Source organism: Mycobacterium sp. (assembly GCF_036273375.1).
In the GTDB taxonomy this organism is placed as follows: domain Bacteria; phylum Actinomycetota; class Actinomycetes; order Mycobacteriales; family Mycobacteriaceae; genus Mycobacterium.
The window spans coordinates 24,068-36,776 of sequence record NZ_DASUHS010000270.1 but is presented as its reverse complement, the minus strand read 5'-3'; the positions used below and the strand labels follow the sequence as shown (position 1 = coordinate 36,776).

12 protein-coding genes are annotated in these 12,709 nt (G+C 68.4%); 9 read left to right on the top strand and 3 right to left on the bottom strand.

Going from position 1 to position 12,709, the window contains the following annotated elements:
- The first annotated feature begins 177 nt into the window (after nucleotides 1-177).
- Complete coding sequence (gene dapE, locus VFW69_RS23645; protein WP_526505199.1) at nucleotides 178-1,242, top strand: succinyl-diaminopimelate desuccinylase; 1,065 nt, start codon at nucleotides 178-180, stop codon at nucleotides 1,240-1,242.
- Here the strand turns inward: dapE and VFW69_RS23640 are convergent.
- Nucleotides 1,239-3,365: an AAA family ATPase gene (locus VFW69_RS23640; RefSeq protein ID WP_526505197.1), complete on the bottom strand. Its 2,127-nt coding sequence runs from the start codon at nucleotides 3,363-3,365 to the stop codon at nucleotides 1,239-1,241. The genes dapE and VFW69_RS23640 overlap by 4 nt on opposite strands.
- Before the next feature lie 88 nt (nucleotides 3,366-3,453).
- Here VFW69_RS23640 and log point away from each other — a divergent pair, with 88 nt between their 5' ends.
- The 7 genes from log (at nucleotide 3,454) to VFW69_RS23605 (ending at nucleotide 9,296) form a co-directional block, all read left to right on the top strand.
- Nucleotides 3,454-4,017 (top strand): cytokinin riboside 5'-monophosphate phosphoribohydrolase, encoded by a 564-nt coding sequence (gene log, locus VFW69_RS23635; protein ID WP_526505195.1) that lies wholly within the window; start codon nucleotides 3,454-3,456, stop codon nucleotides 4,015-4,017.
- Between the two features lie 73 nt (nucleotides 4,018-4,090).
- The gene (fadD6, locus tag VFW69_RS23630; RefSeq protein ID WP_526505193.1) at nucleotides 4,091-5,875 is read left to right on the top strand and encodes a long-chain-acyl-CoA synthetase FadD6; all 1,785 of its coding nucleotides are present in this window, start codon (nucleotides 4,091-4,093) and stop codon (nucleotides 5,873-5,875) included.
- A 118-nt stretch (nucleotides 5,876-5,993) separates the two neighbouring features.
- Complete coding sequence (gene folP / locus VFW69_RS23625) at nucleotides 5,994-6,959, top strand: dihydropteroate synthase (RefSeq protein ID WP_526505191.1); 966 nt, start codon at nucleotides 5,994-5,996, stop codon at nucleotides 6,957-6,959.
- A complete protein-coding gene (locus tag VFW69_RS23620; RefSeq protein ID WP_526505189.1) occupies nucleotides 6,956-7,963 on the top strand; it encodes a glucosyl-3-phosphoglycerate synthase in 1,008 nt (335 codons plus the stop codon). The genes folP and VFW69_RS23620 overlap by 4 nt, the downstream gene beginning before the upstream one ends.
- 58 nt (nucleotides 7,964-8,021) lie before the next feature.
- Nucleotides 8,022-8,378 carry a DivIVA domain-containing protein gene (locus tag VFW69_RS23615; protein WP_526505187.1) on the top strand — a complete coding sequence of 119 codons (357 nt, stop codon included), beginning with the start codon at nucleotides 8,022-8,024 and terminating at the stop codon, nucleotides 8,376-8,378.
- A complete protein-coding gene (locus VFW69_RS23610; RefSeq protein WP_526505185.1) occupies nucleotides 8,375-8,956 on the top strand; it encodes a DNA-3-methyladenine glycosylase I in 582 nt (193 codons plus the stop codon). The genes VFW69_RS23615 and VFW69_RS23610 overlap by 4 nt, the downstream gene beginning before the upstream one ends.
- A 166-nt stretch (nucleotides 8,957-9,122) precedes the next feature.
- A complete protein-coding gene (locus tag VFW69_RS23605; RefSeq protein WP_526505183.1) occupies nucleotides 9,123-9,296 on the top strand; it encodes a DUF3117 domain-containing protein in 174 nt (57 codons plus the stop codon).
- On the opposite strand, the gene glgA is transcribed toward VFW69_RS23605, so the two are convergent.
- Nucleotides 9,293-10,498 carry a glycogen synthase gene (glgA, locus tag VFW69_RS23600; protein WP_526505181.1) on the bottom strand — a complete coding sequence of 402 codons (1,206 nt, stop codon included), beginning with the start codon at nucleotides 10,496-10,498 and terminating at the stop codon, nucleotides 9,293-9,295. The genes VFW69_RS23605 and glgA overlap by 4 nt on opposite strands.
- 169 nt (nucleotides 10,499-10,667) lie before the next feature.
- Between glgA and glgC the strand changes: the two genes are divergently transcribed.
- The gene (gene glgC / locus VFW69_RS23595) at nucleotides 10,668-11,882 is read left to right on the top strand and encodes a glucose-1-phosphate adenylyltransferase (protein ID WP_526505179.1); all 1,215 of its coding nucleotides are present in this window, start codon (nucleotides 10,668-10,670) and stop codon (nucleotides 11,880-11,882) included.
- A 352-nt stretch (nucleotides 11,883-12,234) separates the two neighbouring features.
- Here glgC and odhI read toward each other — a convergent pair whose 3' ends face one another.
- A complete protein-coding gene (odhI, locus tag VFW69_RS23590; RefSeq protein WP_526505177.1) occupies nucleotides 12,235-12,669 on the bottom strand; it encodes an oxoglutarate dehydrogenase inhibitor Odhl in 435 nt (144 codons plus the stop codon).
- Nucleotides 12,670-12,709 lie beyond the last annotated feature (40 nt).

Below are 12,709 nucleotides of genomic sequence, written 5' to 3'. Positions count from 1 at the left end.
ACCCGCTGTCGGACGACACGCTGTCCACCCTGAGCCTGCCCGGGGTCTTCCGCTAATCCCGATGGTGTCGACCCGCTGCGCCCGGCTCCGCCGCGCTTGCGATCGCCCGCACTGGTCGTAGTGGCGACCCGCTGCGCCCGGCTCCGCCGCGCTTGCGATCGCCACTACCCTGAGACCGTGCTGGACTTACGCGGGGATCCGATCGCGTTGACCGCGGCGTTGGTGGACATCCCCAGCGAATCGAGGGACGAAGCGCGGCTGGCCGACGAGGTCGAGGACGCGCTGCGGGCCCAGACCTCCGGCTTCGAGATTATTCGAAACGGCGACGCCGTGCTGGCGCGCACGCACCTTCAGCGGCCGTCGCGGGTGCTGCTGGCCGGGCACCTGGACACCGTGCCGGTGGCCGGAAACCTGCCCAGCCGCCGCGAGGGCGGTGACCTGTACGGCTGCGGCACAGCGGACATGAAATCCGGGGACGCGGTATTTCTGCATCTCGCGGCCACGGTGGCCGACCCGGTGCACGATCTGACGCTGGTGATGTACGACTGCGAGGAAATCGAGGCCGCGGCAAACGGATTGGGCCGCATCGAACGCGAACTGCCGGACTGGCTGTCCGCCGACGTGGCCATCTTGGGCGAGCCCACTGGCGGCTACATCGAAGCCGGCTGCCAAGGCACGCTGCGCGTGCTGGTCAGCGCGACCGGCATCCGTGCCCATTCGGCGCGATCCTGGTTGGGAGACAACGCGATTCACAAGCTCGGCGCCGTGCTGGGACGGCTGGCCGCGTACGAGGCACGCAGCGTCGACATCGACGGCTGCGTCTACCGCGAGGGCCTGTCGGCCGTGCGCATCGACGGCGGCGTGGCCGGCAACGTCATTCCCGACGCGGCCGCGGTGACCGTCAATTTCCGTTTCGCCCCCGACCGGTCGCTGCCCGACGCGCTGCAGCATGTGCACGACGTGCTCGCCGGGCTCGACGTGCACATCGAACAGACCGATGCGGCGGCGGGCGCGCTGCCCGGACTGTCCCAACCCGCCGCCAAGGCCCTGATCGAAGCGGCCGGCGGCAACGTCCGAGCCAAGTACGGCTGGACCGACGTGGCGCGGTTCGCCGCACTGGGCATACCGGCGGTCAACTTCGGGCCAGGTGATCCCAACCTGGCCCACAAGCGCGACGAGCGGGTCGCGGTCGCCAACATCATCGCCGCGGTGGACGTGCTGCGCGGCTACCTGAGCGGCTAAGCCTTCCCGGCCCCGCACCGTTGTGCCTGCGCGGCGGCGTCGGCGGCGGCCGCGTGCATGCCGATCGACGTCAGCTCGTCCGCCACCGCCCGCAGCCCCGCGTCATCGCCGGCGGCCAGCGCGCGGGCATGGGATAGCGCGATTCTTCCTGCGACACAGTCGATCTCGGCACAGAGCCGAGCCAGAGGATCGGCGGCCCGGCTGTCGCCCAGCCGCACGGCCTCGTGCCAGACCCGCACCGCCACACCCAGCTGCCCGCCGCGTTCGGCCGTCCGGGCGGCGTCGCGCGCGGCCGCCACCGCGCCGTGTGTGTCCCGCACCAGGGCCAGCCGCCACGCCCGCGCCACACCGAGCTCCGGTGCGAACAGGGCCGACTTGGTGCCGTGCCGAGATTCGGCCCTGCTCAATGCCTTTGCCGCGGCAGCGGTGTCGCCCTGCTGGGCCAGCGCGGTCGCCAGCAGCGTCAGCGACAGCGGCCCCCAGGAGTAGCCGGTGCGCTCCAGGGTTGCGGCCGCCGGGATCAATAATGCTGCCGCAGAGACAAATTCGCCACCGGCGATTAGCGCATGCGCCAGTAGCACCTCGCCGATCGCGCGACCCGGCTGTTGCAGTTCGGCGAAGTCGGTGAACTGCTGAGCGAGCTGGCGGGCCTGGTCGGGGCGGCCGGCCATCAACAGCGCGGTGGTCTGACCCAGCCCGATCGTGAAGCGCAGCAGCCCGGGATGTTCGGCGGCCAAGGCGCGCTGCGCCAGCGGCTCGACGTCATCGAATCGACCCTCGCGGGCCGCGCACAATGCGGCCGCACTGGCCGCCCAGGCCACCGCCTGGTCATCGGCCGCCGGCGACGTGAGGACGTCGGCGGCGACCTTCACGGCGTGCCTGACGTTGCCCGCGTTCATCGCGAAGGTCGCGCTGAGCGCGTCGAGGGTGGTCCGCGGGCCGGTATCGGTGACCCGGCTGCGCACGGTCCGCAGAAACGCGGTGGCGCGCTCCGGTTCGCTCAACATCCAGAACTGGTTCGCCGCGCGCAGCAGGGCCCAGTCCATCAGCGCCTCCTCGGTCAACGCGGTGGAGTCGACGCCGTCCAACACAGAATCGGCCTCGCGACCACGGCCCTGCCACGCCAGGGCATGTGCCAGTGCGAGCCGCGCCGCCAACCCGCCGGACCGCTGCAACGCCGATCGGGCCAGCCGTTCGCCCAGTGCCAGGTCGCCCAGTCGCAGCGCCTGCCGGGCCGCGGCGATGACGTCGCCGACCCGTGGGGGAGTGTCGCTGTCCACCGCCAGCAACGCCAACCGCAACCCGTCACTGAGGTGCTCGGACGGACGCTGCGACAGCAGCTTTACTAGGTCGGTGCGCCGTTGCCGTGCGTCGTCGTAGTCGAGCGCGGCCCGCATACGCTCGGCGAACAGCGGGTGGGCCGTATAGACGACCGGGTCGTCGGAGGACCCGCCCCGCGCCCGGGTCTCCGCGGCACCCCACGTCACCGCCTCGGCCACCGCGCCGTGGCCGGCGAGCGCGGTCAACTCGGCGACCGACAGCGGCTCCGCGACGGCCAGATATTCCAGGACCGAGCGCGCCGCCGCGGGGAGCTCGGCGAGGAACGTGTCGATGTCCGCAGGCGCGGTCGCCCCGCCGGGCGGCTCGATGTCGATCCGGGTGAGCAGGCCGTCGTTCCACAGCGCCGCGATCGCTTCGGGAGCGGGGTCGGCGCGGGCGGTGACGATGAGCCGTCCCGCGCCGTCCCGCGCCAGCTGGTAGACCAGCGTGGCTGACAGCACGTCCAGGTGTTGGGCGTCGTCGACGACGAGCAGCAGGCCGTCCCCGCCCAGCGACGCCCGGGCGGCCCGCAACAGCGCGGCCGGCTTGCCGATGTCGGCGATCTCCACCAGGTGGCTGAATGCCCCGAACGGGACCGCGCGCTCGGTCGGGGTGCCGGTGACCCAGCGGATGAGGGTGTTCGGGTGCTGATCGGCGAAACGCTCGGCGGCGACCCGGGCCAGGGTGGATTTGCCGACGCCGTCGGGCCCCAGCACGACTGCTCCCCGGGCCCCGTCGGCCAGAGCTGCATCCAGCCGCTCTGAGGCCGTCGCATGTTGGGGGACGTTCCATCGAATCGGCACTGCCGAATTTTATGGTGCGAGAGCCGGGCGGCAGTGCGAAAGGCCCAGATATGACGGGCAGTATGCGGTTGGTCTACCTTTGGCGGATATGCCCGGCCAGCGCGATTCATCAGGCGAGTGGTCGGTGTGTGTGTACTGCGCGTCCGGCCCGCAGCATCCCGAATTGCTCAGAGTCGCTGCGGAACTCGGTGAGACGATCGCCGAGCGCGGCTGGACGCTGGTGTGGGGCGGCGGCCGGGTGTCGGCGATGGGCGCGGTGGCGAGCGCGGCGCGCGCCCGGGGCGGCCGGACCGTCGGCATCATCCCCAAGATCTTGATGCGCCGCGAGATTGCCGACGCGGACGCCGACGAGCTGATCGTCAGCGACACCGTGCACGAGCGCAAGCAACTCATGGAAGACCGCGCCGATGCGTTCATCGTGCTGCCGGGTGGTCTCGGCACCCTCGACGAGTTGCTTGACGCATGGACGACGGCCTTCCTCGGTCTGCACAGCAAACCCATCGTGTTGCTGGACCCGTTCGGTCACTACGAAGGGCTGTGGACGTGGTTGTGCGGATTGCTGGACAGCGGTTACATCTCGCAGGTGGCGATGGACCGGTTGGTGCTGGTCGACAAGGTGAGTGCGGCGCTGGAGGCGTGCGCACCCGACTGAGGCCGCCGACGGGTTTGCCACCCCTATAGGCTGTCCGCCGAACTTGACTTTGGAAACGAATCGAGGGGATCACGTGTCCGATCGTGACGGTGGAGCGCGCACGGCGGTCAAACTGACCGACATCGCAGTTCGGGCGCCGGCCGTGCTGGCCGACCTGCCGGTGATGGTGCGCGGCGCGACGACCGGGCTGCTGGCGCAGCCGGGCTCCAAGAAATCGATCGGCACGGTGTTCCAGGACCGGGCCGCCCGCTACGGCGACCGGATCTTCCTGCGCATGGGCGATCAGCAACTGACCTACCGTGACGCCAACGCCGCCGCCAACCGATACGCCGCCGTGCTGGCCGCGCGCGGCGTCGGTCAGGGCGACGTCGTCGCCATCATGCTGCGCAACTCGCCCAACGCCGTGTTGGCCATGCTGGCCGCGGTCAAGTGCGGCGCGGTCGCGGGCATGCTCAATTACCACCAGCGCGGCGAGGTGCTCGCGCACAGCCTCGGCCTGCTGGACGCCAAGGTGCTCATCGCCGAGACCGATCTGGTCAGCGCCGTGGCCGAGTGCGGCGGCTCGGGCAGCACCTCGACGTTGACCGTCGAGGACTTGGAGCGGTTCGCGGTAAGCGCGCCGGCCACCAACCCCGCCTCGGCGTCGGCCGTGCATGCCAGGGACACAGCGTTCTACATTTTCACCTCGGGCACAACGGGATTCCCCAAGGCCAGCGTCATGACGCACCTGCGATGGCTCAAGGCGCTCGCGGCGTTCGGCGGCATCGGGTTGCGGCTCAAAAGCTCGGACACCCTCTACTGCTGCCTGCCGCTGTACCACAACAACGCGCTGACGGTGGCGCTGTCCTCGGTGATCAACTCGGGGGCGACGCTGGCGCTGGGCAAGTCGTTCTCGGCGTCGAAGTTCTGGGACGACGTGATCGCCAACGAGGCCACCGCGTTCATCTACATCGGTGAGCTGTGCCGGTACCTGCTCAACCAGCCGGCCAAGCCGACCGACCGCGCACACAAGGTGCGGGTAATCGCGGGAAACGGGCTGCGCCCGGAGATCTGGGACGAGTTCACGAAGCGATTCGGCATCGCCCGTGTCTGCGAGTTCTACGCCTCCAGCGAAGGCAACGCGGCGTTCATCAACATCTTCAACGTGCCCCGCTCCACCGGCGTCTTCCCGATGCCGCTGGCCTATGTCGAGTACGACCCCGACACCGGCGCCCCGCTGCGGGACGACAACGGGCGGGTCCGTCGCGTCCCGGCCGGTGAGCCCGGTTTGTTGCTCAGCCCGGTCAACCGGCTGCAGCCCTTCGACGGCTACACCGACAAGGAGTCGAGCGAAAAGAAGTTGGTGCGCAACGCTTTTCGTGAGGGTGACTGCTGGTTCAACACCGGTGACGTGATGAGCCCGCAGGGTATGGGGCACGCGGCGTTCGTCGACCGGCTCGGCGACACCTTCCGGTGGAAGGGCGAGAACGTCGCCACCACGCAGGTCGAGGCGGCGCTGGCGTCCGACGACTCCGTCGAGGACTGCACGGTCTTCGGGGTCGAGGTTCCGCGTACCGGCGGGCGGGCCGGCATGGCCGCGGTCAAACTGCGCGGGGGCGCCGAGTTCGACGGGCAGTCGCTGGCCCGTGCCGTCTACGACCAGCTCCCCGCCTACGCGCTGCCGCTCTTCGTGCGGGTGGTGGAGTCCATCGAGCAGACCACCACCTTCAAGAGCCGCAAGGTGGAGCTGCGCGAGCAAGCCTACGGTTCCGACGTGGAGGACCCGCTGTATGTGCTGGCCGGGCGCGACGAGGGCTACGTGCCTTATTACGACGAGTACCCCGGCGAGGTAGGCGAAGGCAAGCGGCCCAAGGGCTGAGTGTGCGCTGACGGCGTCGCGTGTGCGCTCATGGCGACGACACGTCGCAACAGCGCGCCCTGCCCGCACACTCGATCCCCAGGCTGCGCCCTCGGAGGCGACCGGGCACCATATACGTGTGCAATCGACACCGCCGGCGTCAGCCGCCGGCCAATCGACACCGCCGGCGTCAGCCGCCGGCCGTTCGACACCGCCGGCGTCAGCCGCCGGCCGTTCGAACCTGTGCGGCCGCCCGGTCGCAGGCGATCGTGCGCTGATCATGGCGATCATCAACCGCACCCCGGACTCGTTTTACGACAAGGGCGCAACCTTCAGCGACGAGGCTGCCAGGGCGGCCGTGCATCAGGCCGTCGCCGACGGTGCCGATGTCATCGACGTCGGCGGTGTCAAGGCCGGCCCTGGACAAGAGGTCGATGCCGGCACCGAGATCGCCAGGCTGGTGCCGTTCATCGAATGGTTGCGCGATGCTTATCCCGACCAGCTGATCAGCGCCGATACCTGGCGCTCCGAGGTGGCCAAGGTGGCCTGCACGGCCGGGGCGGATCTGATCAACGACACCTGGGGCGGCATCGACCCGGCGCTGCCGGAGGTGGCCGCCGAGTTCGGGGCGGGCCTGGTGTGTTCGCACACCGGCAACGCGCTGCCGCGCACACGCCCGTTCCGGGTGAACTACGGAATCACCACCCGCGGCGTGGTCGACGACGTCATCGCCCAGGTCACCACGGCCGCCGAGCGGGCGGTGGCATGCGGAGTGGCCCGCGATCGGGTGCTGATCGATCCGACCCACGACTTCGGCAAGAACACTTTCCACGGGCTGCTGCTGCTGCGCCATGTGAGCGATCTCGTTAATACCGGGTGGCCCGTGCTGATGGCTTTGAGTAACAAGGACTTCGTCGGGGAGACTCTGGGTGTGCAATTGACCGAGCGACTCGAGGGAACGTTGGCGGCCACCGCGCTGGCGGCGGCCGCCGGCGCGCGGATGTTTCGCGTACACCAGGTCGCGGCCACTCGCCGAGTGCTGGAAATGGTGGCCTCGATCCAGGGAACACGCCCGCCGACGCGCACGGTGCGGGGGCTGACATGACGACATCTGACCTGGTCACCGGCGATGTCGTCAACGACGGCATGCTCGCCGCCCGGCCCGGCGACATCTGGTTGGCGAACCGCAGCTGGAACCGGCCGAGCTGGACCATCGCCGAGCTGGAGGCCGCGAAGGCGGGGCGGACCATCTCGGTGGTGCTGCCGGCCCTCAACGAGGAAGAAACCATCGAATCGGTGATCGAAAGCATCTCACCGCTGGTCGATGGGCTGGTCGATGAGCTGATCGTGTTGGACTCGGGCTCCACAGACGATACCGAGATCCGCGCCGTCGCCGCGGGCGCCCGCGTCGTCAGCCGTGAGCAGGCGCTGCCCGAGGTGCCGACACGGCCCGGAAAGGGCGAGGCGCTGTGGCGCTCGCTGGCGGCCACCAGCGGCGACATCGTGGTGTTCGTCGACTCCGACCTGATCGATCCGCACCCGATGTTCGTGCCGTGGCTGGTCGCTCCGCTGCTCACCGACGACCACATTCACCTGGTTAAAAGCTTCTATCGGCGGCCTTTACGGGGCAGCGAGCTCGCCGATGTCGGCGACGTGGCGGCCGATGCGAGTGCCACCGGAGGTGGGCGGGTAACCGAGCTGGTGGCCCGGCCGCTGCTTGCGGCTCTGCGTCCGGAACTGGGCTGCATGGTGCAACCGCTCGGGGGCGAATACGCGGCGACCCGCGAGCTACTGACCTCGGTGCCGTTCGCCCCGGGCTACGGCGTGGAGATCGGCTTGTTGGTGGACACCTTCGACCGGCTGGGGCTGGACGCGATCGCCCAGGCCAACCTGGGGGTCCGTGCGCACCGCAACCGGCCGCTGGCCGAGCTGGGCGTGATGAGCCGGCAGGTCATCGCGACCCTGCTGTCGCGCTGTGGGATCCCGGACTCGGGCGTCGGGCTGACGCAGTTCATGGCCGACGGACCCGAGGGCTACGGCTACGTCCAGCACACCTCGCCGGTGTCGCTGGCGGACCGGCCACCGATGCAGGCGATCAGGCCCGGGTAGGTCCAGGCGAGGTCACGCTGACCGTCGCCTTGTCGGCGGCATAGGGCAGTATCGACACGTGGCGTTGGTGTTGCTGTACCTGGTGGTCCTGGTGCTGGTGGCGATCGTCTTGTTCGGCGCGGCCAGCCTGTTGTTCGGTCGCGGCGAGCAGCTGCCACCCCTGCCGCGGGGGACGACGGCCACCGTGCTTCCCGCGTTCGGGGTGACCGGCTCCGACGTCGACGCCGTCAAGTTCACCCAGGTCCTCCGCGGTTACAAGACCAGTGAGGTGGACTGGGTGCTGGATCGGCTCGCCCGTGAGCTCGAGGCGCTGCGCGGCCAGCTGGCCGCGGTGCACGCCTCGCCGGCCGGGCGGGAAACCGGCGGCGAATCGGGGGAACCAGACGACGGCGAGGATCGTCAGGACTCAGTGTGAATAAAGACGAACTGGTTCGCTGCAGTTGGGCGACCGTGCGGCCCGGTCCCGATTTCGAGCTCTATCGCGACTACCACGACCGCGAATGGGGCCAGCCGGTGCGCAGCGGGGTCGCGTTGTTTGAGCGGATGAGTCTGGAGGCCTTTCAAAGTGGCCTGTCGTGGCTGATCATCCTGCGCAAAAGGGAGAATTTTCGGCGCGCGTTCGCCCAATTCGACATCACGAAGGTCGCCGATTACACCGACGCCGACGTGCAGCGGCTGATGACGGACCAGGGAATCGTTCGCAACCGCGCCAAGATCGAGTCGACGATCGCCAACGCGCGCGCCGCCGCTGAAGTGGGAACTCCGGCAGACCTGGCGGACCTGCTGTGGTCGTTTGCGCCGTCGCCGCGGTCCCGGCCGGCGGACCCATCCCAAATCCCCTCGGCCACTGACGAATCGAAGGCCATGGCCCGTGAGCTCAAGCGTCGCGGGTTCCGCTTCGTCGGCCCGACCACCGCCTACGCGCTGATGCAGGCGACCGGGATGGTCGACGACCACATTCGCGGTTGCTGGGTGCGCACGACAGCCCACTGAGCACACAGATGTGGGTCTTTGTTCAAGTGGCGACCTGGATAGGGAACAATGGGGAGGTGATAAGGCAGTTCGATGCCGGGCATGGCTTGAAGTTCGCTGGCGGGGCATGCTCGGCGCCGACCAGGTCCGCACGGGCGGGCCGGCTCGAACCCGGAGGGAGCACTCGATGGCGGCGATGAAGCCCCGGACCGGAGACGGTCCTCTGGAAGCAACCAAGGAGGGGCGCGGCATCGTGATGCGAGTACCACTTGAGGGAGGCGGTCGACTAGTCGTCGAGCTGACGCCCGACGAAGCCGCTGCCCTCGGTGACGAACTCAAGGGCGTCACGAGCGCCAGCTAGGGCTTGCCGCCGAACGAATACCGGCGGTGCGATGCACAGACCTTCCGATAGATCTCCAGGGTCTGCTCGGCGACGTGGGCCCAGGAGAACTCTTCGACGCAGCGCTGACGTCCCGCCTTGCCGTAGCGCCGCGCTTTTTCGCGGTCGGCGATCAACTCGTTGACCGCATCGGCCAATTCGGCCTGATAGCCCTGCGTGTCGTCGGGGTCGTAATGGACCAGCGTCCCGGTGACCCCGTCGGCTACCACCTCCGGTATGCCGCCGACGTCGGAGGCCACCACCGCCGTCGAGCAGGCCATTGCCTCCAAATTCACGATGCCCAACGGCTCGTAAACCGACGGGCATACGAAAACCGATGCCGCCGAGAGGATTTCGCGTAGCTCACCGATGGGCAGCATCTCCCGGATCCAGAACACCCCCGTGCGGCTGCCGGCCAGAGCGGCCACGGCGTCGCGAATCTCGTCGGCGATCTCCGGGGTGTCGGGAGCGCCGGCGCACAACACCACCTGCGCCTCCGGGCTGAACCGGTGGGCGGCCGCCACCAGGTGCGCCAGTCCCTTCTGCCGCGTGATCCTGCCCACGTACACCACAATGGGCCGGGCAGCATCGACGCCGAGTTCGGTCAGCATCGATCCGGCTCGCACCGGCCCGGCCGGGTACCAGACGTCGGTGTCGACGCCGTTGCGGATCACGTGCACGGCACTGGGATCCAGTGCGGGATAGACGCGCAGGACGTCCTCGCGCATCGCGGTGCTGACCGCGATGACGGCGTCCGCGGCCAGCACCGCGGTCTGCTCGACCCAGCTCGAGATCCGGTAACCCCCACCGAGTTGCTCGGCCTTCCACGGGCGCAGCGGCTCCAGCGAATGCGCAGTCAAGACGTGCGGCACGCCGTAGAGCAGCGAGGCCAGGTGCCCGGCCATACCCGCGTACCAGGTGTGTGAATGCACCACGTTGGCCGCCGACGCCGCATCGGCCATCATCAGGTCGGCCGACAGGATCGACACCGCCTGGTTGGCGCCCCGCAGCCGCGGGTCGGGCTCGTGCACGTGCACTCCACGGGCGCCCGGACGCGGTGCGCCCATGCAATGCACGTCGACCGCACACAGCCGGCGCAGCTGGGCGATGAGTTCGGTGACGTGTACTCCCGCTCCGCCGTAGACCTCTGGTGGGTATTCGCGCGTCATCATGGCCACCCGCATATCCGAACGGTAGTTCGGCGACGGAGCCCACCGCGAATCGGGTTCGCCACACCGCAGGGCGGCCTTCGCGGCGTGCGCCGCCAAATACCTTGACGGACAGCCGCACAGAACGTCGGCAATCACCCCTTGCCCCTGGCAGCCCTTCGCAACGGCCGATAGGTTTGGAACCATGAGGGAAGCGCCACACGTGCTGGGCATCGTCCTGGCCGGCGGTGAGGGCAAGCGGCTGTATCCGCTGACGGCGGACCGCGCCAAGCCCGCAGTTCCCTTCGGGGGCGCCTACCGATTGATCGACTTCGTCCTGTCCAACCTCGTCAATGCCCGGTATCTGCGCATCTGCGTTCTCACCCAGTACAAGTCGCATTCACTGGATCGTCACATCTCGCAGAACTGGCGGTTGTCCGGTCTGGCCGGTGAGTACATCACTCCGGTGCCCGCTCAGCAGCGGCTCGGCCCGCGCTGGTACACCGGCTCGGCCGATGCGATCTACCAATCGCTCAATCTGATCTATGACGAAGACCCCGACTACATCGTGGTTTTCGGTGCCGACCACGTGTACCGGATGGACCCCGAGCAGATGGTCCGATTCCACATCGACAGCGGCGCCGGAGCAACGGTGGCCGGCATCCGGGTACCACGCAGCGAAGCCACCGCGTTCGGCTGCATTGACTCCGACGAGTCGGATCGCATCCGCAATTTCATCGAGAAGCCACTGGATCCGCCGGGGACCCCGGACGACCCGGAGCAGACGTTCGTGTCGATGGGCAATTACATCTTCACCACCAAGGTGCTCATCGACGCGATCCGCGCGGACGCCGACGACGACCATTCCGATCACGACATGGGCGGCGACATCATCCCGCGACTGGTCGACGACGGGATGGCCGCGGTGTACGACTTCGGCGACAACGAGGTGCCCGGCGCCACCGATCGTGACCGGGCCTACTGGCGGGACGTGGGAACGCTGGACGCGTTCTACGACGCACACATGGACCTGGTGTCGGTGCATCCGGTGTTCAACCTGTACAACAAGCGCTGGCCGATCCGCGGCGAGTCGGAGAACCTGGCACCGGCCAAGTTCGTCAACGGCGGTTCCGCGCAGGAGTCGGTGGTGGGTGCGGGCAGCATCATCTCGGCGGCCTCGGTCCGCAATTCGGTGCTGTCGTCCAACGTGGTGGTGGACGACGGCGCGATCGTGGAGGGCAGCGTGATCATGCCCGGCGCCCGGGTCGGCCGCGGCGCGGTGGTCCGCCACGCGATCCTGGACAAGAACGTCGTCGTCGGACCTGGCGAGATGGTGGGCGTGGATTTGGAAAAGGACCGGGAGCGCTTCGCCATCAGCGCCGGCGGTGTGGTCGCCGTGGGCAAAGGCGTCTGGATCTAGCGCAACGACGACGCGGTCGCACCAGCGGACCGCTGGCATTTGCGCCAACGTCCCCCGGCTTGAGGGCGATTGTAGAGCCCGATCGCAAGATCGGTCCCTAAACGGAACCAACACAACATCTTTGGCATCTTTGGCGTCTAAGCCCGGTATGGACGAGATTGAACGTGACGCGCTCTGCGCCGAGGGCTACGACCCCGATGACCCTGCCGTACGGGGCCGCGCTAGACCGGGTGCGCGCCGCGCTGGCCGCGGCCGGTGCCTTGGCCTCCTCAGCGCCTATGCTTTCGCGTCAAGACGATGACGGGATATCGGCGGACGGTCGAAAATGCCTGCCGGACCTAAAAGGCCAGAATTATCCGGTCAGGAATACGAGCCGGAACTTACCGATCTGCACCTGATCGTTATTGGCGAGCACTGTCGAGTCCACCGGTTGACGGTTGACGTAGGTGCCGTTGAGGCTCCCGACGTCGGCGACGGCCCACTCGCCGTCCTTGTTGAGGCGAAACTCGGCGTGGCGGCGGCTCACCGTGACGTCGTCGAGCAGAATGTCGCTGTCGGGATGGCGCCCCGCTGAGGTGACTGGCTGATCGAGTAAGAATCGAGAACCGGCGTTCGGGCCACGCTTGACAACCAGCAGCGCCGATCCGCTCGGCAACCCTTCGACGGTTTCCGCCAGGGTAGTAGCCGTCGAACCGTTATCCTGCTCGTCAAGAAAGTCGGCGCCATAATCCGCGGTGGTCTCCCCCGCTGCTTCAGTGAGGTTTCGGTCGTCGTCGCCGCGGTTCACGTGTTTCCACCCCGCGCCGCTCTGGCCCGTTTTGCATGGT

Bases quoted from the DNA above. Each gene is read 5' to 3' on its own strand.
- log (WP_526505195.1), top strand. From the start codon at position 3,454: ATGCCCGGCCAGCGCGATTCATCAGGCGAGTGGTCGGTGTGTGTGTAC.
- glgA (WP_526505181.1), bottom strand. From the start codon at position 10,498: ATGCGGGTGGCCATGATGACGCGCGAATACCCACCAGAGGTCTACGGC.
- VFW69_RS23620 (WP_526505189.1), top strand. From the start codon at position 6,956: ATGACGACATCTGACCTGGTCACCGGCGATGTCGTCAACGACGGCATG.
- glgC (WP_526505179.1), top strand. From the start codon at position 10,668: ATGAGGGAAGCGCCACACGTGCTGGGCATCGTCCTGGCCGGCGGTGAG.
- VFW69_RS23605 (WP_526505183.1), top strand. From the start codon at position 9,123: ATGGCGGCGATGAAGCCCCGGACCGGAGACGGTCCTCTGGAAGCAACC.